The sequence below is a fragment of the Bradyrhizobium sp. 2S1 genome (assembly GCF_011516625.5).
In the GTDB taxonomy this organism is placed as follows: domain Bacteria; phylum Pseudomonadota; class Alphaproteobacteria; order Rhizobiales; family Xanthobacteraceae; genus Bradyrhizobium; species Bradyrhizobium septentrionale.
Genome location: NZ_CP147717.1, coordinates 2,467,975 through 2,491,941, shown reverse-complemented (window position 1 = coordinate 2,491,941; position 23,967 = coordinate 2,467,975). Strand labels below are relative to the sequence as shown.

Here is a 23,967-nt window from a genome sequence, read left to right as displayed (position 1 = left end):
TCTGTCTCCTAGGCGGCCGCGCTGCGGATCAGCTTGAGCGCGGCAGCGGGATCAAGCCGCCCGTCATAGAGCGCGCGGCCGACGATGGCGCCGGCGAGCTTTTTCGCGCGCGGCTCCAGCAATGCCTTGACGTCATCGATCGAGGCAAAGCCGCCGGAGGCGATCACCGGAATGGAAATGCGATCGGCGAGCGCGATGGTCGCATCGAGGTTGAGGCCCTTGAGCAGGCCGTCGCGGGCGATGTCGGTGAAGATGATCGCAGCGACCCCGGCATCCTCGAAGCGCTGCGCGATCTCGAGCGCCGTCACATGCGAGGTCTCGGCCCAGCCTTCGACCGCGACCTTGCCGTCGCGCGCATCGAGGCCCACCGCCACGCGGCCGGGGAATGTCTTCGCCGCGCCCTTCACGAGCTCGGGATCGCGTACCGCCGCGGTGCCGATGATGACGCGCGTGATGCCCTTGTCGAGCCAGGCCTCGATGGTCTTGAGGTCGCGGATGCCGCCGCCGAGCTGCACCGGCATGGTGACGGCCTTCAGCATCGCCTCCACCGCATGCGCATTCATCGGCTTGCCGGCGAAGGCGCCATCGAGATCGACGACGTGGAGATATTCGAAGCCCTGCGCCGCGAAGCTCGCCGCCTGCGCCGCCGGATCGAGATTGAACACGGTGGCGCGCGCCATGTCGCCTTGCTCCAGGCGCACGCACTGGCCGTTCTTCAGATCAACCGCTGGAAAGAGAATCACGGCTTCCACTTCAGGAAATTGGCGATCAAAGCGAGGCCGAAGCGCTGGCTTTTCTCGGGGTGAAACTGGGTGCCGATCGCGGTGTCCTTGCCGACGATCGCGGTCACCGGCCCGCCGTAGTCGGCGCGCGCCAGCACGTCCGCCTCGTTGGCGGCGTTGAGGTGATAGGAGTGCACGAAATAGGCGTGGCGCCCCTTCGGCCCGAGCGGCAGCCGCTCCAGCACCGGATGCTCGCGCACCATGTCGAGCGTGTTCCAGCCCATATGCGGGACCTTCAGGCTTTCGTCGCGCGGCGCGATCTTCTCGACATCGCCGCCGATCCAGTTGAAGCCCTCGGTGATCACGTGCTCCTTGCCGCGTGTCGCCATCAGCTGCATGCCGACGCAGATGCCGAAGAACGGCCGCGCCTTGACCCGCACCGCTTCGGTGAGCGCTTCCAGCATGCCGTCGACCGCGTCGACACCGCGGCGGCAATCGGCGAACGCGCCGACACCGGGCAGCACGATGCGATCGGCGCGATACACCGCATCGGGATCGCGCGTCACCTTGATGGCTTGCGGATCCTCCATGCTGCGCGCGGCGCGCTCAAACGCCTTGGCCGCCGAATGCAGATTGCCGGAGCCGTAATCGATGATTGCAACCGTCATCGCGATCCTCCTGGCTCTGGAAACAATCCGATAATGCCGCCCTGCGGCATCGGCGGCGGTTTTGAGAATGACTGGCCCGGAACGTCCCGGGTCGGCGGCGGCCCGCCGCGATCCACCGACCGCTGATCATTGACGACGCCGCGATGCCGCGCGCTCCAGCGCTCGAAGAAGCGGTGCTCGGCAGCTAACACATTGTCGGCCACGACGATGTCGAGCTGGCGCCATTTGCGCCGCGACAGGGTCCAGCGCTGCAGGGTCGCGGCCTCCAGCCCGAGCAACAGCATCAGCACGAGGTCGACCAGGAAGATCGCTCCGCGGCAGACGCCGAGCTTGGCCAGGGCGAAATCGATCGCAAGGGTCAGCACGAGCCAGCCGATCAGTGCCAGCCAGAGCCTGTTCCAGGCCAGCCAGATCACGCCCGCAACCGCGGCCCAGAAATGGAAGCCGTCGCGCACGAAGACGATTTTGTCGGCCGCCGAAAGATCGGCGCCGTTGGCCACGGGGGCATGCACTGTATAGACCGGCATCGAACGCTCCGCCGAGGATGGACTCTACTTAAGGCATGATCTTCCGGAAAACCGGCACCACCTTTTCCGGATCATGCACCCGGAGATCAGCCGCCGAGCTGACCCTTGGTCGAGGGCACTTCGCCCTGGGCCCGCGGATCGATCGCGACCGCCGTCCGGAGCGCCCTCGCCAAACCCTTGAAACAGGATTCGGCGATATGATGGCTGTTCTCGCCATATAGGGTCTCGACGTGGAGAGTCACGCCGGCGTTCATCGCGAAGGCATTGAACCATTCGCGCACCAGCTCGGTGTCGAACTCGCCGATCTTGTCGCGGGGGAATTCGGCCTTGAACACCAGCACCGGACGGCCGGAAATGTCGATCACGACGCGCGACAGCGTCTCGTCCATCGGCATGTGGATCGAGGCGTAGCGGGTGATGCCGGCCATGTTGCCGAGCGCCTGCTTCACGGCCTGGCCGAGCGCGATTCCGACGTCCTCGGTGGTGTGGTGGTAATCGACATGGAGATCGCCATCCGCCTTCACCGTGATGTCGATGCGCGAATGGCGGGCCAGGAGGTCGAGCATGTGGTCGAAGAAGCCGATCCCGGACGAAACCGTGGATACGCCTGCTCCGTCGAGGTTGACCGTCACCTCGATGTCGGTCTCCTTGGTCTTGCGCTTGATGGTTGCGGTGCGCATGAAGATTAAGCTTTCCCGTGCCGAAAACGCCGGTCTTTTAACAGGCTGATGTCACCTTCGCTACTGCGGGATGACCTCGAAACGCCCCAACTTCCGGCCATGGTGACCGGAAATCCTTGTAGATTTAGTTCTGACGCGTTTTCTTCACGCGAACTGGTGCCCACTTCGCTCGAAAACGCTCCGATTTTACCCCGATTGTAACCCCCTGCCCGACCGCCTAAATCTGCCCGGAAGAGAGGTAACCTATGCAAGCATCCCAAAATGAGCTGCCGGTCTGGCATGGCACCACGATCTGCACGGTCCGCAAGGGCGGCAAGGTGGTGATCGGCGGCGACGGGCAGGTCTCGATCGGCCAGACCGTTATCAAGGCCAACGCCAAGAAGGTCCGCCGGATCGGCAAGGGCGACGTGATCGGCGGCTTTGCCGGCGCCACCGCCGATGCCTTTACCCTGTTCGAGCGGCTGGAAAACAAGCTGGAGCAATATCCGGGGCAGCTGACCCGGGCGGCCGTCGAGCTGGCCAAGGACTGGCGGACCGACCGCTATCTGCGCCGGCTGGAGGCGATGATGATCGTGGCCGACAAGGACGTCTCCCTGGTGCTGACCGGCACCGGCGACGTGCTGGAGCCCGAGTCGGGCGTCATGGCGATCGGTTCCGGCGGCAATTATGCCCTCGCCGCGGCCCGTGCCCTGGTCGACACCGACAAGGATGCCGAGACCATCGTCCGCCGCGCGCTCGATATCGCCGCCGATATCTGCGTCTACACCAACCGCAATGTGACGATCGAGACGATCGGCGGCTGAGCATGGCCGGCCCTTATCATTTCCGACCAATGACGCGGGACGACCTGCCGCAGATCAAGCGGTGGCTGGCGTTGCCGCATGTCCGGGAGTGGTGGGGCGAGCCGGCCGAGCATATGCGCTGGTCAGCGGCGACCTCGACGAGCCGGCAATGGACCAGTTCATCGTCGCGACCGATGAGGGCGATATCGGCTATATCCAGTGCTACGACCTGACGGCGTGGAACGCCGGCTTCGGCACGCATCCGGCCGGCACGCGCGGCATCGATCTCTTCATCGGCGAGCCGACGATGATGCAGGGCGGCCACGGCTCGGCGCTGATCCGCGCCTTTGTCGACGAGCGGCTGGCGCAGGGCGCGCCACGCATCGTCACCGATCCCAATCCGGAGAACCCGCGCGCGATCCGCGCCTATGAGAAGGCCGGTTTTCAGAAGCTGCGCATGGTCGAGACGCCTGACGGTCCGGCGCTTCTGATGGCTCGCGACGCATGACGCTCGCGCGCAGGCCCGTCACCAGCGTTTCAGCGTGGCAATGGCTGGCGATCGCGGCCGCGCTGCTCGCGCTGCAGGCGGCGCTGCTCTATGCGATGGGCCGTTTGCCGATCTGCGCCTGCGGCTATGTCAAACTCTGGCATGGCACGGTGCAGAGCTCGGAGAATTCGCAGCACATCGCCGATTGGTACACGCTGTCGCATGTGCTGCACGGCCTGCTGTTCTACGGTCTGACCTTCCTCCTGCTGCCGCGCCTCGCCTGGCCGGGGCGGCTGATTGTCGCGATGCTGATCGAGGGCAGCTGGGAGCTCGTCGAAAACTCCAACTGGATCATCGAGCGCTACCGCGCTGGCACGATCTCGCTGGACTATTATGGCGATACCATCGTCAATTCGGTATCGGATACGCTTGCGATGGTTTTAGGCTTCCTGCTGGCACGCAAGCTGCCGATCGCCGTAACCGTCGCGCTCGGCGTCCTGTTCGAACTCGTGATGCTGCTCCACATTCGCGACAATTTGACACTGAACATCATCATGCTGATCCACCCGTTCGAGGCGATCAGGCAGTGGCAGGCAGGGCCGCCCATCATTTAGCGGATCATGCCTTGGAAGACCGCCGCTTGCCGAGACCGCCATTTCAACCTAGCTAGAGCCAATGACCGACTTCTCCCCCCGTGAAATCGTTTCCGAACTAGACCGCTTCATCGTCGGCCAGACCGACGCCAAGCGCGCAGTGTCGATTGCGCTGCGTAACCGCTGGCGGCGGCTGCAGCTTGCCGGTTCCTTGCGTGAGGAGGTTCTGCCCAAGAACATCCTGATGATCGGGCCGACCGGCGTCGGCAAGACCGAGATCGCGCGGCGGCTGGCCAAGCTTGCCGGCGCGCCGTTCCTCAAGGTCGAGGCAACCAAATTCACCGAGGTCGGCTATGTCGGCCGCGATGTCGAGCAGATCGTCCGCGACCTCGTCGAGGTGGCGATCGCGCAGACCCGCGAACGCAAGCGCAAGGACGTCCAGGCCCGTGCCCAGCTGGCCGCCGAGGAGCGCGTGCTGGATGCGCTGGTCGGCCCGGGATCGAGCCCGGCGACGCGGGAGTCGTTCCGCAAGAAGCTGCGCGCCGGCGAACTCAACGACAAGGAAATCGAGATCGAGACGCAGTCGGGTGGCAGCGGCATGCCGATGTTCGAGATCCCCGGCATGCCCGGCGCCCAGATGGGCGCAATCTCGCTCGGCGACATCTTCGGCAAGATGGGCGGCCGCAGCAAGACCCGCCGCCTGACGGTGGAAGGTTCGCACGAGATCCTCGTCAACGAAGAATCCGACAAGCTGCTCGACACCGATCAGCTGGTGCAGGAGGCGATCAGCGCGGTCGAGAACAATGGCATCGTCTTCCTCGACGAGATCGACAAGATCTGCGTGCGCGAGAACCGCCAGGGCGGCGACGTCTCGCGCGAAGGCGTGCAGCGCGACCTGCTGCCGCTGATCGAGGGCACCACGGTCTCGACCAAGCACGGTGCGGTCAAGACCGACCACATCCTGTTCATCGCCTCCGGCGCCTTCCATATCGCCAAGCCGTCGGACCTGCTGCCGGAGCTGCAGGGCCGCCTGCCGATCCGCGTCGAGCTGCAGGCGCTGTCGCGCGACGACATGCGCCGGATCCTGACCGAGCCGGAAGCGTCGCTGATCAAGCAATATGTCGCGCTGTTGAAGACCGAGGGCGTCACGCTCGACATCACCGACGGCGCGATCGACGCGCTGGCCGACATCGCGGTCGCGGTCAATTCCACGGTCGAGAACATCGGGGCGCGGCGGCTGCAGACCGTGATGGAACGGGTGCTGGACGAGATCTCCTTCACCGCGCCCGATCGCCACGGCGAGACCATCCAGGTCGACGCCGACTACGTCACCAAGCATGTCGGCGACCTCGCTAAGAACGCCGATCTGAGCCGGTTTATTTTGTAGGCAGTCGAGTTAGAATCGTCGTCCCTGCGAAAGCAGGGACCCATAACCACCGGCGCCCATTGTTGAAGCAAGCTGCAGCCCCAGCGTTGGTCAAACGCAGGCCTGTGGTTATGGGTCCCGGCTCGCGCTTCGCTTGGCCGGGACGACAATGAGTTTGAACGTGGGATGGTGGCAAAACCCCTGGCGCCTGATGCTGGCGGTCAACGCGGCCGTGCTGGTCGGGGTGTTCCTGCACAAGATCGCGCTGCCGCCCTTCGTCCCCTACATCCATCTGCTGGTTGATTATCATTACGGCTTCACCAAGCGCGCGCTGATCGGCGCGATCGTCTCGCTGTTCACCGACAAGGTGCCGGTGTGGCTGGTGTTCGCGCTGGCCGGCGCGATCTGGCTGATCACGCTTGGCCTGTTCATCAGGCTGTTCCAGCGGACATTCGGCTTCGACAACGCGCATTGGCCGCTGTTCGTCTTCATCGCGGGATCACCGTTCTTCCTGAAGAATTTCATGCACACGCTCGGCCATTTCGATATCTATGGCTGTGCGCTGGCGATCGTGCTGCTGCTGATCCCGGCGCGCTCGGTCATGTACGTGGTGATCGCGGCGCTGGTCTCGATTCTGCTGATCCTGGTCCACCACATCAACGTGCTGATGTATGTGCCGACGATTGCGGCAATCGTGGTGCTGCGCTTCTACCTGGTGCAGGGCGCGACGCCGCGAAACATCGTCATTGGACTGGTGATGCTGGCCGCAGTCGGCATCCTGTTCCTGGTTGCGCAGTTCGCCGGCACGGTCGACGTGCCCTACGACGAATTCATCCGCTACCTGCAAAGCCGGATGGCCGATCCATCGCGCACCGACCTGCTGGAGTTCGGCTATATCTGGTACCAGCCGCTGTCAAAGGAGTTCGCCGACACCTGGACGCGCATGCCCTCGAACATCCTCGGTGTTCCGGTCTTTGCCCTCTTGATCTGGCTGCACACACCGCTGTGGCGCTATTTCGCGCGGCTGATCGAAGCGCTCGCGAGCGAACTGCACCGCCGGATCGTGATGTCAGCGCTCGCCGTGATCAGCACCGGCTATTTCGTGATGTTCGTGACCGTGTTCGACTATTCGCGCTGGATCTCGAACTGGGCGGTCTGCATGTTCCTGATGCTGCACGCAACCAAGATGCTGCCGGCGTCGAAGGACGTGCCGCTGATCCCGGCAAACGATCGCAAGACGACGATCTTCGGCTGGATCGTCACGCTGATCCCGCGCGTCGGGATCGTCCGACCGTTCTAATATTTTCAGCGCGCGCGCCGGACACGCACATAGAGCGCGCCCTCGCCGCCATGGCCGATATGCGCTTCCTCGAAGCCGACGACCAGCGAGCGGAATTCCGGCAGGCTGAGCCATTCCGGCACCTGGCGGCGCAGCACGCCGCGCTCGGAATCCAGGCCGCCGACCTTGCCCTTGCCGGTGATGACCAGCACGAAGGTGAGCCCGTCGCTGTGCGCGCGTTGCAGGAAGGTGAACAGCACGCGATGCGCGCGGATCTGCGTCATGCCGTGCAGATCGAGCCGGGCATCGATCTCCTGCCGGCCTCGCGACAGCTTTGCCCGCTCGCGGCGGCCGATCGGTGCCAGCGGCGGCGCTTGCGGGCGCGGCGGCGGCGCAGCCTTGAGTGAATTAACCGGCTTGACCGGGACGGGTTTCGCCGCGGCGTGATGGCTGGCCGGATCAGAGGCCGCGGCATGTGCCTTGGCGGCGGCCGGTCGCTTGCGCAGCGGCTTGACCTGTTTCGCCACGCTCTCCCAGAGCGCACGCTCCTCTTCGCTCAGCGCACGCTTGCGCCGCGACGGAGCGGACAGATCGGGGATCGGCGTGGGTCGTTTCATTGATCGCGGTGATGGCGAGTGCGCCGATATCGCCGCTTCTCCGGTTGCGGAATGTCCGGCCGGGCTACCGGCAACGGCACCGGTTCTGCCACAGGCGCCGCCTGTGCAACAGAGGTCGTTGCAGCCGGCGCCGGGGGCGCGGCATCCTTCGTGGCCGGAGTCTGGGCGGCGTGATTGGCCGCGTCTTTCGTCGCACCCTTGGCGAGGCCTGCCGTCGGCACATCCGCGGCCTTCGCCGCCGGTTGGTCCTTCTGCGGATCGGTCTGCGGAAACAGTTTTGCGATCTTGGCCGACGGCCGCTCGTCCGGGACGGGCAGCTTGTGGCCGCGCACGACGGGGTCGAGACCCCTGGGCACCAGCATGACGAACTGCATGTTGTGCCGCAGCCGGCCCGAGACCTTTCCGGCGTCGGCGCCGGCGCCGAAATAGAGATCGGCGCGCGCCGGGCCGACGATCGCCGATCCGGTGTCCTGCGCGATCATCAGCCGGTGGAACGGCGTCTTCGATTGCTCGGAATCGATCGGCAGCTCGCCGGCGATGAAGAACGGCGTGCCGTAGACATGCAGCGCCTTGTCGACCGCGATCGAGCGGCCCGGCGTCAGCGGCACGCCCTGCGCGCCGACGGCCTCGTCCTTGTCGGACAGCGGGACCTGCCGGAAGAACACGTAGGAGCGGTTCGATCGCCGCAGCTCGTTGGCGCCGTCAGGGTTCTGCTCCATCCATTCCCTGATCTTCTGCATCGACATCTGGTCCTTCGGGATGATGCCGCGATCGATCAGGGCGCGGCCGACCGCCGTATAGGGATAGCCGTTATGCGCGTCGTAATTGATGCGCAGCGTGGTGCCGTCCTCGAACTTGATCCGCGCCGAGCCCTGGATCTGCGCGAATAGGAGATCGGTCTGGCTCTTCAGCCAGGCGAGCTCGAGCCCGCGGCCGGCGATCGCGCCATCCTCGATCTGGGCGCGGTCGTAATAGGGCACGAGCTTGCGCCGGCCGATCTTGCGATACACCGCGCCGCCATTGGGCAGGCCAGTCGAAGCCTGCGTCTTGCCGCGCACGAACAGGTTGGAGGGACGGCGATAGACCGGAACGTTGTAGACGTCGGTCTGGGTCCGCGATCCCTCGAGCACCGGCTCGTAGTAACCGGTGACGAAGCCGGCGTCCTCGCCGAGCCGCGAGATGCGCAGCGGGACGAAATTCTGCTCGAAGAACTCCTTGGCCTTGACGCCGTCGCCGAGCTCGAGCCCCTTGGCGATCCGGCACGGATCGCGCAGCGAGCTGCCGAGCGCCTTGGAGTCCGCCGGCGCGCCCTGCTGGGCCGCGATCGGCTTGCAGCTGGTGCGAAACGCCTTGTAGGCGGCGAGATGGTCGTCGTCGCTCCAGCCGGAGACGTTGGCCCAGGCGAGCGGCTCATACTGGCTGCCGCTGACCTGCAGCGGCAATTCCAGATTGGGATAGGGGATCGGGTGAGAATGCTCGTGCCGCGGCGGCGGGTGCCGGCTCGACCGGTAACGCGCAGCGATCGCCGCGGTAGAGCACAGCACCGCGAGCGCGCAGCACGCGACGGCGAGGCGCCCGTAGCTGAGATGTTTAGTGAGCGCTTCCAGTGCCAACCAGCTTCCAATTCGGATCGCGGGAAGTCGAGTCGCGGGCGAATGTCCAGATGTCGGTGATGTCGGCAACCTTGTCCGGGCTGCCGTCAACGATGGTGCCCGCCTTGTCGCGCGTCACCGAGATCATCTGCGACACGAAACGGACGGTGAGCTGGGTCGAGCGATCGCGCGCCTCGGCGCTGACGATCTCGGCCTTGTCGATCGAAACGAACCGCGTCTCGGTCTTCTGCTCGTGCTTCTCGCGATCCTTGATCGCGGTCTCGAAGCTTTCATAGACCTCGGTCGACAGCAGGTCGCGCAGCGCGCGGCGATCGCCATTGGCGAAGGCCAGCACGATCATTTCATAGGCCGAGCGGGCGCCTGAGAGGAAATGCTGCGGATCGAACGAGGGGTCCTGGACAGCGACAGCGTCGAGACCCTGCGCGAGCGGCGTGCCCGGTTCGGCAGTGCCCTTCCAGCGGTCGGAAGGTTCCGCCGGCTCGGCTGACGGCACCGGCGGCGGCTGGTCGATGACCGATCCCGGCATCGGCACGACGTTGTTATCCTGGCCACGCTGCAAGACGTTGGGAGCGGCGCGATCATAGGGCGGCCGCTCGCTTCCCGTGCGCTGTCCAAGAACGCTGCGCAGGCGCAGGAAGATGAACACGGCCAGCGCCAGGAAGATGATGGTGTAGATATCCACGTCGAATTCGCTTTCTGGTCTCTGCCGGCAACCGGCCGGGCGTCAAAGCGTTCCCGGTCGGGAACGGCAGAGATTACATCACCGTTTGAGTCCGCAGCATGTAGGCACGAAACTAAGCCCGGCCAATGGCGCTTTTTGGCACGGGCAAGTGTAGCGCGTTTTAACCCCGGGGGGAAACCCGTTCCTTTCAGGAAATCACGCATCTTCAATAATTTAGGAAGCTGTTAAGAGATTGGGCGGAGTTGCGCCGGCAGCGCTTTGCCAAGGAATTTGGCCGCACCCCCGCCCCGGCGCGCTCGCTCGTCCTGCTTGTGGACCGAGCCGGGCCTATGATAGCCACTCGCCCGGCATCGGCATTCCCAACACCTTAACGCGTGCCGTCGGACACTCTGTCCATCGAGCGCTGCTCCAGGAGACATTTATGACCAATGGCAACGGCGCCCCCGTCGAACAGGCCCCTCCCCAGCTCAACGTGCTGGCGCAGTACACCAAGGACCTGTCGTTCGAGAACCCGAATGCGCCGGCCTCGCTCGGCCAGCAGCAGCAGCAGCCGGCGATCAACATCCAGATCAACGTCTCCGCCAACAACCTGTCGGAAAACGAGTACGAGGTGATCCTCTCGGTCGAGGGCAAGGCCGAGACGGCTGGCAAGGTGATGTTCAGCTTCGATCTCGCCTATGCCGGCGTGTTCCGGATCGTGAATGTGCCGAAGGAGAACCTGCACCCGCTGGTCATGATCGAGTGCCCGCGGCTGCTGTTCCCGTTCGCCCGCGAGATCGTCGCGACCTCGGTCCGCGACGGCGGCTTCCCGCCCCTGTTGCTCGACCCCGTCGACTTCCTCGGCCTCTACCGCCAGAACATGGAGCGGCAGGCCGCCGCCCAGGCCGCCTCCGGCGTCAAGCCGAGCTGAGTCACGGTTCGAGAAGTATAACGCCCGGGGAAGTGTAATCCGTCATCCTGATGAGGAGGCCGCACTTGCGGGCGTCTCGAAGGATCGACGGCCACCAGCCGGGCCGTGCATCCTTCGAGGCTCGCCCAGCGGCGCAAGTGCGCCGCAAGGCTCGCACCTCAGGATGACGGAACTAAGAGTTCAAGCCGCCGGGGCTTCGGCCGGCGCTGGCGGCGGCAAATAATCATTCCAGATCGGCTTGTCGCCGAGCGTGGCAACGAAGGCCCGGTGGGCTTCTCGATCCGCGTCGCTGACCCGCGCCAGTAGCGGCGTCTCGCGCTGCCGCCGAGGCGAATCACCATGGCTGCCCGCACGCGCATCCGAAGTTTCCGACGCCAGGATGAGCTGCGACTGCCGCGCCCCGATCAGGTCGATATAGACCTCGGCCAGCAACTCGGCGTCGAGCAGAGCGCCGTGCTTGGTGCGACGGGAATTGTCGATCTGATAGCGCGAGCAGAGATCGTCGAGCCGGTTCGACACGCCGGGATGCTTGCGGCGCGCCAGCAGCAGCGTATCGACCAGCCGGTCCTTCGGGATTGCCCGCCGCTTGATACGGTCGAGCTCGGCGTTGATGAAGCTGATGTCGAATGACGCGTTGTGGATCACCAGCGGCGTATCGCCGATGAAGGCCAGGAACTCGTCGACCACTTCATTGAACAGCGGCTTGGAGGCCAGGAACTCGGTCGACAGCCCGTGCACAGCGAACGCTTCCGCCGGCATGTCGCGCTCGGGATTGATGTAGACGTGGTAGGTCTGACCGGTCGGCATGCGGTTGAATATCTCGACGCAACCGATCTCGACCAGCCGGTCGCCGCGCAGCGGATCGAGGCCGGTGGTTTCGGTATCGAGAACGATTTCGCGCATGACGTGAAGCAATCCGAAAAGCGGCGAATCAGGCGCGCCGCTTCGGCATCTTAGCAACCTCGGCCAGAATGTCGCGGATGCGCGCCCGCACCGGATCAAGTCCGTGCGAGGTATCCACGACGAAATCCGCGCGCTTGCGCTTCTCGGCGTCGGGCATCTGCTTGGCGATGATGGCGTCGAGTTTCGCGGCATCCATCGTGCCGCGCGCCAGCACGCGCTCGCGCTGCAGTTCCGGCGATGTCGTCACGACCACAACGGCATCGACGCGCTTCTCGCCGCCGGTCTCGAACAGCAGCGGTATATCGACGACGACGATCGAGGCGCCGGCGGCCTCCGCATCGGCAAAGAATTTCTGCCGCGACGCGCCGAGCATCGGATGCACAATCTGCTCGAGCTGCTTTATCGCCGCAGCGTTGTGCACCACGCGTGCCGACAGCTTGGCGCGGTCGACCTTGCCATTGGCGGTGGTGCCGGGAAAAGCGGCTTCGATCGCCGGCGCGGCTTCGCCTTCGTAGAGTTGATGCACGGCCGCATCGGCGTCGTAGACCGGCACGCCGGCCTCCATGAATAATTTGGCCGTGGTGGATTTCCCCATCCCGATCGAGCCGGTCAGTCCAAGAATCAGCATCGGATCAACATCGCGTCAACATCGGTTCAGCATCTCTCCGTTACCATACGCCTCATACCGCGAGCAGCTTCTCGCGGCGCAGGAACGCAAGCAGCGACAATAGCGGCAGGCCGAGAATGGTGAAATGGTCGCCTTCGATCCGCTCGAACAGATGCACGCCCAGACCCTCGAGCTGGTAGGCGCCGACGCTGGTCGTCACCGCCGCCCCGGCCTGGTCGAGATAGGCCTCGATTTCGCCGGCCGCGAGCCGCCGCATCGTCATGCGGGCCACGCTCACGTCGTCGAACAGAGCCCTTCCGTCACGCGCCACCGCGACGGCTGAATGCAGCTCATGGGTCTCTCCGGCGAGCAGACCGAGCTGCTCGGCGGCCTGCGCGCGGCCGGCAGGCTTGCTGAACATCCGCTGCCCCAGTGCCAGGGTCTGATCGGCGCCGACGACATATTGGCCCGGCTTCTGCCTTGAAATGAACAGCGCCTTCTCGCGCGCCAGCAGCGATGCGATCTCGCCCGGCGCCGAAAGTCCGGAATCCTTCTGCACCGCGCGCTCGTCGATATCGGCCGGCAACGCCTCGAAATCGAGCCCGGCGTTTTCGAGCAGCATCTTTCGCGCGCGGCTTTGCGATGCGAGGATCAGCTGCTGTGGGCCGCGCCAGATACTCATGACGTGAAGATCACTCCGACGGCCGAGCGCGCTGGCGATCGTTATAGAGCTTCATGATCGCGGCGGCCGTCTCCTCGATCGAACGCCGCGTCACGTCGAGCAGCGCCCAGTTGAACTTCGCGCTCAGGCGCCGCGCAAACGCGACCTCGTCGGCCACCGCCTGCTTGTCGATGTAGGTGTCGTTGTCGCGGTCGCCCATGGTGAGCAGGCGGTTCTGCCGGACCTGGATCAGGCGCTCCGGCGTCGCATGCAGGCTGACCACCAAGGGCTTCTTCAGGGTCTCGAGCTGATGCGGCAACGGGATGCCCGGCACCAGCGGCACATTCGCGGTGCGGATGCCGCGGTTGGCGAGATAGATCGAGGTCGGCGTCTTCGACGTACGGGACACGCCGACCAGGACGACGTCGGCGTCCTCGAGGCCTTCGACATGCTGACCGTCGTCATGGATCATCGTGTAGTTCAGCGCGTCGATCCGGGCGAAATATTCCGCGTTGAGCACGTGCTGTGCGCCGACACGTCCGGTCGTCGCGGCGCCCAGATACGCCTCGAACAACTGCATCACCGGCCCGATGATCGACAGGCTCGGAACGTTGATTTCCTTGCACTTGCCCTCGAGCCGGCCGACCAGGTCCTTCTCGAGCAGCGTGAATAGGACGATGCCGGGCGATTCCTCGATCTCGTCAAGCACGCGATCGAGCTGCTTCTGGCTGCGCACCAGCGGATAGACGTGCTCGACCGCAGTCACGTTGGCGTATTGCGCGGCGACCGCGCGCGCCACCGTGATCAGCGTCTCGCCGGTCGAATCAGACACCAGATGCAGGTGGAAATAGTTGGAGGTCGTCGGCACCAGAGCCCCTGTCTATCCTGTGAATCCCTGTGGAGGTCGAGGAGAACAATCCGGGTCCGCCGGCCGGCCCCTGTATATCTCGCCCAGTTCTTCACAGCACTGCCGAAAAGGACAAGTCGACGTCATGGCAAGGATGATAGTGAACCGGTGTGGATTTGTCTCTTGATAAGCTGGCCACAGACGTACGCAACCAATTGAGTCGAGGAACAGATTCCCGACATCCGTCTACGCCGGCCGCAATGTTGAGGAATGTGAACAAGACCGTGAGAGGCACTGGACCGCGTTGCATGAGTCAAATTCACCGCTACTTAGACTCAAACCTTAGATTCTAAACTTAATTAGTTTTAGGAAAGCCGTGTGAGCGGATATGTATCCGTCCCTCGCTTGCAGCGCTTGCTCGCAACGCTGAACCCGCCCGAGCTGTTCCCCGAAAGGCATCCCTGCGATGTACGACTGGATCAAGGCCCTGCACGTCGTTGCCGTGATCTCGTGGATGGCGGGAATGCTCTATCTGCCGCGGCTGTTCGTCTATCATTGCGATTCCGAAGCCGGCTCGAAGCAGTCCGAGACCTTCAAGGTCATGGAGCGGCGGCTTTTGAAGGCAATCATCAACCCGGCGATGATCGTGACCTGGCTGGCCGGGCTTTATTTGGCCTGGGCCGGACACTGGTACCTATCGGGCTGGTTTCACGTCAAATTTACGCTGGTGCTCGTCATGTCGGGTATCCACGGCTTTTTGTCCCGCTGCGTGAAGGATTTCACCGCCGACCGGAATCAACGTAGCCAGAAATTCTACCGCATTATCAACGAGGTGCCGACGCTTCTGATGGTCCTGATCGTGATCATGGTGGTCGTGAAGCCGTTCTAGACATTGCGATGCCTGGGAAGCATGCTTCAGTTCTTCTTGCGAAGGACGGATCGATTTTCTATATAGGTTTTATCCCACCCCACGCAGGCGGATGTGGTCGCGTTTCGGTTCTTTTCGGGCCGGCGCCGCATCAGGTTTGAAGCCCAAACGGCACTTTCCTGGCTGAGACCTGCGGACCTTCCTTTGGCGTCCGCTTTTTCCAAGCCACCTCGCACCCCTTCCCTACCTACTTCCTCACAGGACGACCCCAATGCGGGAAATCAAACTCCAGGACCTCAAATCGAAAACGCCGGCCGAGCTCGTCTCGTTTGCGGAAGAGAACGGGGTCGAGAATGCCAGCACCATGCGCAAGCAGGAGCTGATGTTCGCAATTCTCAAGCAGCTCGCGATCGCCGAGACCGACATCATCGGTGAAGGCGTTGTCGAGGTGCTGTCCGACGGCTTCGGCTTCCTTCGTTCGCCCGACGCGAACTATCTGCCCGGCCCCGACGACATCTACGTTTCACCGTCGCAGATCCGCCGTTTCGGCCTGCGCACCGGCGACACGATCGAAGGCCACATTCGCAGCCCGAAGGAAGGCGAACGCTATTTCGCGCTGCTGAAGGTCAACACGCTCAATTTCGAAGACCCGGAAAAGTCGAAGCACAAGGTCAATTTCGACAACCTCACGCCGCTGTTTCCCAATCAGCGTTTCCGCATGGAGCTTGAGGATTCCACCAAGAAAGACCTTTCAGCACGCGTGATCGATATCGTCGCGCCGATCGGCAAGGGCCAGCGCGCGCTGATCGTGGCGCCGCCGCGCACCGGCAAGACGGTGCTGATGCAGAACATCGCGCACTCCATCACCGCCAATCATCCCGACTGCTATCTGATCGTGCTGCTGATCGACGAACGTCCGGAAGAAGTCACGGACATGCAGCGCTCGGTGAAGGGCGAGGTGGTGTCGTCGACCTTCGACGAACCCGCCGTGCGTCACGTCCAGGTCGCGGAGATGGTGATCGAGAAGGCGAAGCGCCTCGTCGAGCACGGCCGCGACGTCGTGATCCTGCTCGATTCGATCACGCGCCTCGGCCGCGCCTACAACACCGTGGTGCCGTCATCCGGCAAGGTGCTGACCGGCGGTGTCGACGCCAACGCGTTGCAGCGCCCGAAGCGCTTCTTCGGCGCCGCGCGCAACATCGAGGAGGGCGGTTCGCTGACCATCATCGCGACCGCGCTGGTCGATACCGGCAGCCGTATGGACGAAGTCATCTTCGAAGAGTTCAAGGGCACCGGTAACTCCGAGCTGATTCTCGACCGCAAGGTCTCGGACAAGCGGACCTTCCCGGCGATCGATATTGCTCGCTCCGGCACCCGCAAGGAGGAGCTCATCACCGATCCTCAGGTGCTGAAGAAGATGTACGTCCTGCGCCGCATCCTCAATCCGATGGGCACCATGGATGCGATCGACTTCCTGCTCGACAAGCTCCGGAACACGAAGAGCAACTCGGAATTCTTCGATTCCATGAACACCTGAGGCCACGGCCGAAGAGGATAGGGCGCTCCGCACAAGCGGGGCGCTTTTTTCATGCTGCGGATTTGCTGCAGCAGGGTGCAGCATAAACTGGGCCATCTGGCGTACCGAATATTTATACAACTGTCTGATATAATTTATATTTCTGTCGCATAGGTGTGCCCCGGGCAGCGTTGCTGCAGCAAAATTGCTGCGCGGCTGCTGCAAAGAAACTCGGTCATACTGCAATGCAGCATTAAGCGATATTGCCTGCGAAATGGAAGCGGCATTGCCTTTGCCGATTTGCTGGAAGAAATAGGCGATGCATCCGCGCGACCAAACCATCTTTGCGCTGTCCTCGGGACGGCCACCGAGCGCGATCGCCATCATCAGGCTGTCTGGCCCAATGGCCGAGTCGGTCATTGCCGGCTTGGCCGGCAAGACGCCGGTTCCGCGAATGGCGACCCGGGCGCTGCTGCGTGATCCGAAACACCAACCGATCGATGACGCGGTGGTGTTGTGGTTTCCCGGCCCGGCAAGTGCCACCGGCGAAGATGTGGCCGAATTCCATGTCCATGGCGGACGCGCGGTTTTGTCGGCGATGTTCGACGTGATCGCGGCATTCGAGAATGTGCGGCCGGCGGAGCCCGGCGAGTTCACGCGGCGGGCTTTTGAGAACGGCAAGCTCGACCTGACCGAGGCCGAAGGCCTCGACGATCTGATCCACGCCGATACCGATCGCCAGCGGCGCCAGGCGCTGCGTCAGCTGAAGGGGCTGCTTGGCGATCGCGCGCGGGACTGGCGCGAGCGGATCATCGCGGCGTCGGCGTTGATCGAGGCCGGCATCGATTTCTCCGATGAAGGCGACGTGCCGGCGGAGCTGGTCGCGCCGGCGCTCGAGCGGATCCGGGCGCTGCATGATGAAATCAAGCAAGTGCTTGCGGGGCAGGGGCAAAGCGAGCGGCTGCGCGACGGCCTGGTGGTCGCGATCGCAGGCCCGCCCAACGTTGGCAAATCGACCCTGATCAATCAGCTCGTCCGGCGCGAGGTCGCGATCGTCTCGCCGCATGCCGGCACGACGCGGGATGTGATCGAGGTGCAGCTCGATCTCGACGGCTATCCCGTCACGGTGATCGACACCGCGGGGATCCGCGAGACCAATCACCCGGTCGAGCAGGAGGGCGTCCGCCGCGCCCGCGCCCGCGCCGCCGAAGCGGACCTCGTGCTGTGGCTGGCCGACAGCGGCGGCGCCAAGGTCGGGCATGGCGGAACGACGCCAACCTGGCTGGTACGAAACAAAATTGACCTCGTCAGGGCTCCGTCGGGTGAGGGAGGCAATCACCCCGAATTCAGGATCTCGGCTGCCCGCGGCGACGGCCTCTCCGAGCTCGTCGCCGCACTGGTGGGTTTCGCTCACGACTATTTTGCGACCAGCGAAGGCGGTTTGATCAGCCGGACCCGGCAGCGCGGATTGCTCCAGGAGACCGTCGAATCTCTCCAGCGCAGCATCGACGTGGTGGGGCAGGGCGAGGAACTCGCTGCCGAGGAACTTCGTAGGGCGGCCTATTCGCTGGGCCGCCTGCTCGGCCGGGTCGACGTCGAGGACATCCTGGACGTCATCTTCCGCGAATTCTGCATAGGGAAGTAGCGGACAACCCATTTGTTTCACGTGAAACATGGTTTCGATCTGGTTGACGACCCCTCTTCCCGTTCACGTGAAACAACCGCGTGGCGTGATCGTGCTGTTTCACGTGAAACACCACCGTCCGTCATTGAGCGCGAAGCGAGTTGTCCCGCGGAAGTCTAGCGAAGGTGGAAGCAGTCGATATCTGCTCCAGCCTGGGTCTCAGCCTGACGACCCCAACTTCGTTCTTCCGGCTTTCGTCACTCCGCGATAGAAGTCCCGCCATGACTTCCAGGGCAGACTCATTCGACGTCATCGTCATCGGCGGCGGCCATGCCGGCTGCGAGGCCGCGAGCGCGTCTGCCCGGATGGGCGCGAAGACCGCCTTGGTGACCCATCGTTTTGCGACCATCGGCGCGATGTCCTGCAATCCGGCCATCGGCGGGCTCGGCAAGGGCCATCTGGTCCGCGAGGTCGATGCTTTGGACGGCCTGATGGGCCGGGTTGCCGACGCCGGCGGCATCCAGTTCCGCATGCTCAATCGCCGCAAGGGTCCGGCAGTCCGCGGCCCCCGGGCCCAGGCCGACCGCAAGCTCTATGCCGCCGCGATGCAGGCGGCGATCACCGAGACTGCGAACCTGAGCGTCATCGAAGGCGAGGCAGACGAGCTGATCGTCGTTGATGGCCGCGTCACCGGCATTCGCCTGGGCGACGGCCGTCAGCTTTCAGCGGGTGCGGTTGTCATCACGACCGGCACCTTCCTCCGTGGCCTGATTCATCTCGGCGAGAAGAACTGGCCGGCGGGCCGGGTCGGCGAAGCACCGGCCATGGGCCTGTCAGCCTCGTTCGAGCGGGCAGGATTTGTGCTCGGCCGGCTCAAGACCGGGACGCCTCCGCGCCTCGACGGCACCACGATCGACTGGTCGGCGGTCGAAATGCAGCCCGGGGACGACCCGCCGGAGCCGTTTTCGGTCATGACGGACCGGATCACGACGGCACAGATCCAGTGCGGCATCACCCGGACCACGCCGGCGACCCATGAGGTGATCCGGGCCAATGTGCATCGTTCGCCGATGTATTCCGGCCAGATCAAGAGCTCCGGACCGCGCTATTGCCCCTCGATCGAGGACAAGATCGTCCGGTTCGGCGATCGCGACGGCCATCAGATCTTCCTGGAGCCGGAGGGGCTCGACGACACCACGGTCTATCCCAACGGGATCTCGACCTCGCTGCCGGAAGAGGTCCAGCTCGCCATCCTCGCCAGCATCCCCGGCCTTGAGCGGGTAAAGATGGTCCGGCCAGGCTATGCGATCGAATACGACCACGTCGATCCCCGCGAGCTCGATCCGACCCTGCAGACCAAGCGTCTACGTGGGCTTTTCCTGGCCGGCCAGATCAATGGCACCACAGGTTATGAGGAGGCGGCGGGGCAGGGCATCGTCGCCGGGCTCAATGCCGCCCTGGCGGCCGGCGGGGCCGACCCGATCGTGTTCGACCGCGCCGACGGCTATCTCGGGGTGATGATCGACGACCTCGTGACCCGCGGGATCACTGAACCCTATCGTATGTTCACCTCACGCGCCGAATATCGGCTGACACTGCGGGCCGATAATGCCGACCAGCGGCTGACCGACAAGGGTATCGCACTCGGATGCGTCGGTGCGGCGCGCGCGGGGCGTCACCGGACCAAGATGGCGGCGCTGGAGGGCGCCAAGACCTTGGCGAAGTCGCTCGCGATCACCCCCAACGAAGCTGCGAAGCACGGGCTGTCGCTCAACCGCGACGGGCACCGTCGCACGGCGTTTGAGCTGCTGGCTTATCCCGAGATTGAGTGGCCTGCGGTCCAGGCGATCTGGCCGGAGCTGTCGGCCATTGACACTGCTATCGCGGTGCATCTCGAGATCGATGCCAAATACGATGTCTATCTGAAGCGCCAGACCGCTGACGTCGACGCCTTCCGGCGCGATGAGGGCCTGGTCCTGACCGATGTCGACTATGCCGACGTGCCGGGTCTCTCGAATGAAGCGCGCGCCAAGCTGCAGAAGGCGCAGCCGCGCACGGTCGGGCAGGCGGGCCGGATCGACGGCATGACGCCGGCGGCGCTGGGTATTTTGGCCGCCTATCTGCGGCGCGAAGCGCGACGGAAATCAGCCAAGGCCATCGCCTGACGTTTCACGTGAAACGTACGAGCTGAGCGCTTATCTTTTGCGGGGCGGAGGCGATTCCATCGCCTCCTAGACCCGAGATCTACCTCCCTTTCGTTCAGATAGCCGACCTCCGCCCAGAATGGCTCCAGCCTCGCAACCCGCAGAACTCACCGTCTCCGCCAAGGACAAGGCGGCAGCGCTCGCGCTCACCCCCGTTTCACGTGAAACGGAAGCGCGGCTCGACCGCTACATCGCCCTCCTCCTGGAATGGCAAGCCAAGACCAATCTCGTCGCGCCATCGACCCTGCCGAATCTCTGGACGCGTCATGTCTCCGATTCGCTGCAGCTCCTGAGCCTCGCGCCCTCTGCCAAATCCTGGGTCGATCTCGGCAGCGGCGGCGGGTTTCCCGGCGTCGTGCTGGCCTGTGCTTTGGCCGAGACATCAGGCGCTTCGATCCATCTGGTTGAGCGAATCGCCAAGAAGGCCGCATTCTTGCGCGAGGCTGTACGGGTGACGTCGTCTCCGGGGACGGTGCATTTGGCTGATATCGGGGATACTGTGGATAGAATCGCAGGCCCGATCGATTGCGTCACCGCACGAGCGCTGGCTCCGTTACATCAACTGATCGGCTTTGCGGAGCCGTGGGTCAAAAAGGGCGCCAAGGCGCTGTTTTTGAAGGGTCAAGATGTAGAGGCCGAATTGACCGAGGCCACTAAATATTGGAATATTGAGCCAAAGCTACACGCCAGCCGTACCGGCGGACAGGGCTGGATCGTCGAACTCGGGTTAATCGAGCGGCGCTAGGGGACTCCGCGAGAAATGGTATTTTGGTATGACTGTGATGGACGAGGTTTATCAAGAGGATAGGGCGACCCAGCCGCCCGGCCATCCGCGCATCCTGTCGCTCGCGAACCAGAAGGGCGGCGTTGGCAAGACAACCACAGCGATCAATCTTGGAACGGCACTCGCCGCGATTGGCGAACGGGTCCTGATCGTCGATCTCGATCCCCAGGGCAACGCCTCGACCGGCCTGGGTATCGATCGTCGCAACCGCAGCTGCTCGACCTACGACGTCTTGATCGGCGAGGCACCGCTGCGCGATGCCGTGGTCGCGACCGCGGTGCCGCGGCTGCATATCGCCGCCTCCACCATGGATCTTTCCGGCCTCGAGCTTGAGCTCGGCACCACGCCGGGCCGCGCCTTCCGGCTGCGCGATGCGATCGCCGGGCTGAACAACAACGTCTCGCCGGAAGCCGACTACACCTACGTGTTGATCGACTGCCCGCCCTCGCTCAACCTGCTCACGGTGAATGCGATGGCGGCGTCGGATGCGATCCTGGTGCCGCTGCAATGCGAGTTCTTCGCGCTCGAAGGTCTGTCGCAATTGCTGCAGACCGTGGAGCAGGTGCGCTCGACGCTCAATCCGAGCTTGTCGATCCACGGCATCGTGCTGACCATGTTCGACTCGCGCAACAACCTCTCCAACCAGGTCGTTGCCGACGTGCGCCAGTTCATGGGCGACAAGGTCTACGACACCATGATCCCGCGCAACGTGCGCATCTCGGAGGCGCCGTCCTACGGCAAGCCCGTGCTGGTCTACGATCTCAAATGCGCCGGCAGCGACGCGTATCTCAAGCTCGCCACCGAAGTGATCCAGCGCGAGCGCGAGCTGCGCGCGCATTGACGATGCGCAGGATGGGTGGAGCGAAGCGAACCCCATTGCAGCACATGACGGCAGCGATGGGCTTCGCTGCGCTCGACCCATCCACCGATTCTGAAATTCAAGTCTGGAGTACTGCGCGTGAATCCAAGGGAGCTCGCAACAATGGCCGATGAAGCGCGTTCGCGACTGGGGCGCGGGCTGGCAAGCCTGATCGGAGATGTCGGCGGCGAGGCCGCGCATGTCGAGCGGCCGCGCAACCAGCGCAAGGTGCCGATCGAATTCCTCAAGGCCAATCCGCGCAACCCGCGGCGCAGCTTCGCCGACGCCGAGCTCGGCGAGCTTGCCGATTCGATCAAGGCGCGCGGCGTGATCCAGCCGATCGTGGTGCGCGCCATCAAGGGCGTGCAGGACCGCTACGAGATCATCGCCGGCGAGCGCCGCTGGCGCGCCTCGCAGCTCGCCGGCCTGCACGAAGTGCCGATCGTGCCGGTCGAGGTCTCTGATTCCGACGCGCTCGAGATCATGATCATCGAGAACGTCCAGCGCGAAGACCTGAATGCGATGGAAGAGGCGCAGGGCTATCACGCGCTTGCCGACGAGTTCAAACGCGGCCAGGAAGACATCGCCAAGATCGTTGGCAAGAGCCGCAGCCACGTCGCCAACATGATGCGGCTGACCAAGCTGCCCGCCGAGGTGCAGGCGCTGATCTCCAAGGGCGATCTGTCCGCCGGCCACGCCCGCGCGCTGATCGGCGTGCCGGATCCGCTCGCTGCCGCGAAGCGTATCGTCGCCGAGGGCCTCAACGTCCGCCAGGCCGAGGCGCTGGCGCATGAGGAGGGCGTCCCTGAGCGCAAGCCGCAGAAGGCGCGCGCTGGCGCCGCGGCCAAGGTCGACAAGGATGCCGATACGCTGGCGCTGGAGAAGCGCGTCAGCGATGCGCTCGGCCTTGCCGTCACCGTCAGCCATCGCGATCCCGGCGGCACCGTCCAGATCAGCTACCGCAACCTCGAGCAGCTCGACGAGGTGGTGCGGCGGCTCGAGGGCGGCTAGCGGTTTCGTCAGGGGCGCGCGTCAGCGCGAACTATGGTGCGCAATTGCGCACCTGAGAATCTCGCTTCACCACATCCAGATTCCGGGTTCATGCTTCGCATGCCCCGGAATGACTCCATCAAATTCACCCCCTCCGCTTCGCATTGGCCGCGATCGACAGCAGCGCGCGTTGCGCGATCACGGCGGCGAGCGAGGCCTGCTTGCGCATGTCGAGTGCCGCGGTCGCGAGCTGATCGATCACATTCACCAGCCGCGGCGGCGTGAAATTGCGCAGCGCGATTTCCACCATGGGCTTGCGCGAGAAGTGCAGCCGGGGAAATCCGCCTTCGAGCACGGTTGACGCCGGCGTGCCTTCTGCGATGGCCAGCGCCGATTTGTGCAGCCAAGCCGCCTGGCGCTGCGCGGCCGAGATGATCACGCCGGGATAGGTGCCGGCGACCATTGCCTTGGTGAACTCGGTCTCGACCAGCGCGGCATTGCCGGCGAAGGCGCCGTCGACGATCGGATCGAGTTTCAGCTCGGAGGCGTCGGAGACTACGGTCATGACGTCGTCAAGCGTGATCTCGCCCTTGCCGTGCGCGAACAGCGCGAGCTTGCGCAGCTCGTTGCGCGACGCCATGCGGTCGCCGCCGAGCAGCGACATCAGCACCGCGCGCGCATCTTGAGCAAGCCGCAGATTGGAGAGGCGCAGCTCGTCCTCGATCAGCTTGGTGAGGTCGCGTTCGGTGTCGGGATAGCAGCCGATCGCGACCGCATTCTTGGCGCGCTCGCAGATCTTGCGAAGCGGCGATTCCGGCCTGAGCTCTCCGGCCTCGATCACGATGCGGCAATCCCTGAGCGCGGCAGTCTCGGTCAGCGACTCGACGCCGCTTGCGAAATTGCGGGAGCCGGCGCGGACGCGGATGGCGCGGCGGCCGCCGAACAGCGGCACGGTCATGGCTTCATCGACCAACCGCGACGGTTCGGCGGCGAGCTCGTCGCCATCGAGCCGCACCAGCGAGAACGGATCGTTGGGATCGTCGACGGCGGAGGCCATCAGCGCGTCGGCGCGCTCGCGCACCAGGCCTAAGTCCGGACCGTAAAGCAGGATGATCGGCCGGCCGGCGTCGGGCCGGGCGAGGAAGCTGTCGATCTCTTTTCCGCGAAGTGCGACCAAT

Annotated in this window: 24 protein-coding genes and 1 pseudogene; 13 read left to right on the top strand and 12 right to left on the bottom strand. The window is 64.2% G+C overall.

What is annotated here, in order from left to right; translation table 11 throughout:
- Positions 1-8 precede the first annotated feature (8 nt).
- From hisA to hisB, 4 genes are all read right to left on the bottom strand, one after another.
- Complete coding sequence (gene hisA / locus HAP54_RS11760; protein WP_166300147.1) at positions 9-743, bottom strand: 1-(5-phosphoribosyl)-5-[(5-phosphoribosylamino)methylideneamino]imidazole-4-carboxamide isomerase; 735 nt, start codon at positions 741-743, stop codon at positions 9-11.
- The gene (gene hisH / locus HAP54_RS11755; RefSeq protein ID WP_166300145.1) at positions 740-1,390 is read right to left on the bottom strand and encodes an imidazole glycerol phosphate synthase subunit HisH; all 651 of its coding nucleotides are present in this window, start codon (positions 1,388-1,390) and stop codon (positions 740-742) included. The genes hisA and hisH overlap by 4 nt, the downstream gene beginning before the upstream one ends.
- A complete protein-coding gene (locus HAP54_RS11750; RefSeq protein ID WP_166300143.1) occupies positions 1,387-1,917 on the bottom strand; it encodes a DUF2628 domain-containing protein in 531 nt (176 codons plus the stop codon). The genes hisH and HAP54_RS11750 overlap by 4 nt, the downstream gene beginning before the upstream one ends.
- Positions 1,918-2,003: 86 nt before the next feature.
- The gene (gene hisB / locus HAP54_RS11745) at positions 2,004-2,597 is read right to left on the bottom strand and encodes an imidazoleglycerol-phosphate dehydratase HisB (protein ID WP_166300141.1); all 594 of its coding nucleotides are present in this window, start codon (positions 2,595-2,597) and stop codon (positions 2,004-2,006) included.
- Between the two features lie 245 nt (positions 2,598-2,842).
- Between hisB and hslV the strand changes: the two genes are divergently transcribed.
- The 5 genes and pseudogenes from hslV to HAP54_RS11720 all read left to right on the top strand — a co-directional run bounded on the left by hslV (position 2,843) and on the right by HAP54_RS11720 (position 7,125).
- A complete protein-coding gene (hslV, locus tag HAP54_RS11740) occupies positions 2,843-3,400 on the top strand; it encodes an ATP-dependent protease subunit HslV (RefSeq protein ID WP_166300139.1) in 558 nt (185 codons plus the stop codon).
- Positions 3,401-3,402: 2 nt separating this feature from the next.
- A pseudogene (locus HAP54_RS11735) lies at positions 3,403-3,887 on the top strand (GNAT family N-acetyltransferase).
- Complete coding sequence (locus tag HAP54_RS11730; protein ID WP_166300137.1) at positions 3,884-4,480, top strand: DUF2585 domain-containing protein; 597 nt, start codon at positions 3,884-3,886, stop codon at positions 4,478-4,480. The pseudogene HAP54_RS11735 and the gene HAP54_RS11730 overlap by 4 nt, the downstream one beginning before the upstream one ends.
- Positions 4,481-4,541: 61 nt before the next feature.
- Entirely contained in the window at positions 4,542-5,846 is a 1,305-nt protein-coding gene (gene hslU / locus HAP54_RS11725) for an ATP-dependent protease ATPase subunit HslU (RefSeq protein ID WP_166212972.1), read from the top strand.
- Between the two features lie 148 nt (positions 5,847-5,994).
- Positions 5,995-7,125, top strand: a complete 1,131-nt coding sequence (locus tag HAP54_RS11720; protein WP_166300135.1) for a hypothetical protein — start codon at positions 5,995-5,997, stop codon at positions 7,123-7,125.
- Between the two features lie 5 nt (positions 7,126-7,130).
- Here HAP54_RS11720 and HAP54_RS11715 read toward each other — a convergent pair whose 3' ends face one another.
- Genes HAP54_RS11715 through HAP54_RS11705 form a run of 3 tightly spaced genes read right to left on the bottom strand, consistent with a single transcriptional unit; the run spans position 7,131 to position 10,016 of the window.
- On the bottom strand, positions 7,131-7,721 hold the full coding sequence (locus HAP54_RS11715) for a Smr/MutS family protein (protein ID WP_166300133.1): 591 nt from the start codon (positions 7,719-7,721) through the stop codon (positions 7,131-7,133).
- On the bottom strand, positions 7,718-9,334 hold the full coding sequence (locus HAP54_RS11710; RefSeq protein ID WP_249817781.1) for a murein transglycosylase A: 1,617 nt from the start codon (positions 9,332-9,334) through the stop codon (positions 7,718-7,720). Before HAP54_RS11710 ends, HAP54_RS11715 begins: the two co-directional genes overlap by 4 nt.
- On the bottom strand, positions 9,312-10,016 hold the full coding sequence (locus HAP54_RS11705; RefSeq protein WP_029080979.1) for a Tim44/TimA family putative adaptor protein: 705 nt from the start codon (positions 10,014-10,016) through the stop codon (positions 9,312-9,314). The genes HAP54_RS11710 and HAP54_RS11705 overlap by 23 nt, the downstream gene beginning before the upstream one ends.
- Before the next feature lie 421 nt (positions 10,017-10,437).
- Between HAP54_RS11705 and secB the strand changes: the two genes are divergently transcribed.
- Positions 10,438-10,926 carry a protein-export chaperone SecB gene (secB, locus tag HAP54_RS11700; RefSeq protein WP_029080978.1) on the top strand — a complete coding sequence of 163 codons (489 nt, stop codon included), beginning with the start codon at positions 10,438-10,440 and terminating at the stop codon, positions 10,924-10,926.
- A 180-nt stretch (positions 10,927-11,106) separates the two neighbouring features.
- On the opposite strand, the gene dnaQ is transcribed toward secB, so the two are convergent.
- From dnaQ to HAP54_RS11680, 4 genes are read right to left on the bottom strand one after another with little or no spacing between them, the layout of a single operon-like run.
- Positions 11,107-11,829: a DNA polymerase III subunit epsilon gene (gene dnaQ, locus HAP54_RS11695; RefSeq protein ID WP_166300131.1), complete on the bottom strand. Its 723-nt coding sequence runs from the start codon at positions 11,827-11,829 to the stop codon at positions 11,107-11,109.
- A gap of 28 nt (positions 11,830-11,857) precedes the next feature.
- Positions 11,858-12,457 (bottom strand): dephospho-CoA kinase, encoded by a 600-nt coding sequence (coaE, locus tag HAP54_RS11690; protein WP_166300129.1) that lies wholly within the window; start codon positions 12,455-12,457, stop codon positions 11,858-11,860.
- A gap of 52 nt (positions 12,458-12,509) precedes the next feature.
- Positions 12,510-13,118: a Maf family protein gene (locus HAP54_RS11685; protein ID WP_166300127.1), complete on the bottom strand. Its 609-nt coding sequence runs from the start codon at positions 13,116-13,118 to the stop codon at positions 12,510-12,512.
- A gap of 10 nt (positions 13,119-13,128) precedes the next feature.
- Positions 13,129-13,965: a pyruvate, water dikinase regulatory protein gene (locus tag HAP54_RS11680; protein WP_029080974.1), complete on the bottom strand. Its 837-nt coding sequence runs from the start codon at positions 13,963-13,965 to the stop codon at positions 13,129-13,131.
- A gap of 445 nt (positions 13,966-14,410) precedes the next feature.
- Here HAP54_RS11680 and hemJ point away from each other — a divergent pair, with 445 nt between their 5' ends.
- The 7 genes from hemJ (at position 14,411) to HAP54_RS11645 (ending at position 22,810) form a co-directional block, all read left to right on the top strand.
- The gene (hemJ, locus tag HAP54_RS11675) at positions 14,411-14,833 is read left to right on the top strand and encodes a protoporphyrinogen oxidase HemJ (protein WP_166300125.1); all 423 of its coding nucleotides are present in this window, start codon (positions 14,411-14,413) and stop codon (positions 14,831-14,833) included.
- Between the two features lie 250 nt (positions 14,834-15,083).
- Complete coding sequence (rho, locus tag HAP54_RS11670; RefSeq protein ID WP_021078151.1) at positions 15,084-16,349, top strand: transcription termination factor Rho; 1,266 nt, start codon at positions 15,084-15,086, stop codon at positions 16,347-16,349.
- 298 nt (positions 16,350-16,647) lie between these two features.
- Positions 16,648-17,973 carry a tRNA uridine-5-carboxymethylaminomethyl(34) synthesis GTPase MnmE gene (gene mnmE / locus HAP54_RS11665; protein WP_166300123.1) on the top strand — a complete coding sequence of 442 codons (1,326 nt, stop codon included), beginning with the start codon at positions 16,648-16,650 and terminating at the stop codon, positions 17,971-17,973.
- A gap of 260 nt (positions 17,974-18,233) precedes the next feature.
- Positions 18,234-20,117, top strand: a complete 1,884-nt coding sequence (mnmG, locus tag HAP54_RS11660) for a tRNA uridine-5-carboxymethylaminomethyl(34) synthesis enzyme MnmG (RefSeq protein ID WP_166300121.1) — start codon at positions 18,234-18,236, stop codon at positions 20,115-20,117.
- A gap of 118 nt (positions 20,118-20,235) precedes the next feature.
- Complete coding sequence (rsmG, locus tag HAP54_RS11655) at positions 20,236-20,901, top strand: 16S rRNA (guanine(527)-N(7))-methyltransferase RsmG (RefSeq protein ID WP_166300119.1); 666 nt, start codon at positions 20,236-20,238, stop codon at positions 20,899-20,901.
- Positions 20,902-20,929: 28 nt separating this feature from the next.
- Positions 20,930-21,781, top strand: coding sequence for a ParA family protein (locus HAP54_RS11650; protein ID WP_166300117.1), 852 nt, complete (start codon positions 20,930-20,932; stop codon positions 21,779-21,781).
- 141 nt (positions 21,782-21,922) lie between these two features.
- Complete coding sequence (locus HAP54_RS11645; protein WP_166300115.1) at positions 21,923-22,810, top strand: ParB/RepB/Spo0J family partition protein; 888 nt, start codon at positions 21,923-21,925, stop codon at positions 22,808-22,810.
- A 124-nt stretch (positions 22,811-22,934) separates the two neighbouring features.
- Here the strand turns inward: HAP54_RS11645 and holA are convergent, their stop codons facing one another.
- Positions 22,935-23,966 (bottom strand): DNA polymerase III subunit delta, encoded by a 1,032-nt coding sequence (gene holA, locus HAP54_RS11640; RefSeq protein ID WP_166300113.1) that lies wholly within the window; start codon positions 23,964-23,966, stop codon positions 22,935-22,937.
- Position 23,967: the final 1 nt, after the last annotated feature.

Coding starts and splice junctions, on each gene's coding strand:
- hisH (WP_166300145.1), bottom strand. CDS start 1,390: ATGACGGTTGCAATCATCGATTACGGCTCCGGCAATCTGCATTCGGCG.
- HAP54_RS11750 (WP_166300143.1), bottom strand. CDS start 1,917: ATGCCGGTCTATACAGTGCATGCCCCCGTGGCCAACGGCGCCGATCTT.
- hisB (WP_166300141.1), bottom strand. CDS start 2,597: ATGCGCACCGCAACCATCAAGCGCAAGACCAAGGAGACCGACATCGAG.
- hslV (WP_166300139.1), top strand. CDS start 2,843: ATGCAAGCATCCCAAAATGAGCTGCCGGTCTGGCATGGCACCACGATC.
- HAP54_RS11730 (WP_166300137.1), top strand. CDS start 3,884: ATGACGCTCGCGCGCAGGCCCGTCACCAGCGTTTCAGCGTGGCAATGG.
- hslU (WP_166212972.1), top strand. CDS start 4,542: ATGACCGACTTCTCCCCCCGTGAAATCGTTTCCGAACTAGACCGCTTC.
- HAP54_RS11720 (WP_166300135.1), top strand. CDS start 5,995: ATGAGTTTGAACGTGGGATGGTGGCAAAACCCCTGGCGCCTGATGCTG.
- HAP54_RS11715 (WP_166300133.1), bottom strand. CDS start 7,721: ATGAAACGACCCACGCCGATCCCCGATCTGTCCGCTCCGTCGCGGCGC.
- secB (WP_029080978.1), top strand. CDS start 10,438: ATGACCAATGGCAACGGCGCCCCCGTCGAACAGGCCCCTCCCCAGCTC.
- dnaQ (WP_166300131.1), bottom strand. CDS start 11,829: ATGCGCGAAATCGTTCTCGATACCGAAACCACCGGCCTCGATCCGCTG.
- coaE (WP_166300129.1), bottom strand. CDS start 12,457: ATGCTGATTCTTGGACTGACCGGCTCGATCGGGATGGGGAAATCCACC.
- HAP54_RS11685 (WP_166300127.1), bottom strand. CDS start 13,118: ATGAGTATCTGGCGCGGCCCACAGCAGCTGATCCTCGCATCGCAAAGC.
- hemJ (WP_166300125.1), top strand. CDS start 14,411: ATGTACGACTGGATCAAGGCCCTGCACGTCGTTGCCGTGATCTCGTGG.
- rho (WP_021078151.1), top strand. CDS start 15,084: ATGCGGGAAATCAAACTCCAGGACCTCAAATCGAAAACGCCGGCCGAG.
- mnmE (WP_166300123.1), top strand. CDS start 16,648: ATGCATCCGCGCGACCAAACCATCTTTGCGCTGTCCTCGGGACGGCCA.
- mnmG (WP_166300121.1), top strand. CDS start 18,234: ATGACTTCCAGGGCAGACTCATTCGACGTCATCGTCATCGGCGGCGGC.
- rsmG (WP_166300119.1), top strand. CDS start 20,236: ATGGCTCCAGCCTCGCAACCCGCAGAACTCACCGTCTCCGCCAAGGAC.
- HAP54_RS11650 (WP_166300117.1), top strand. CDS start 20,930: ATGACTGTGATGGACGAGGTTTATCAAGAGGATAGGGCGACCCAGCCG.
- HAP54_RS11645 (WP_166300115.1), top strand. CDS start 21,923: ATGGCCGATGAAGCGCGTTCGCGACTGGGGCGCGGGCTGGCAAGCCTG.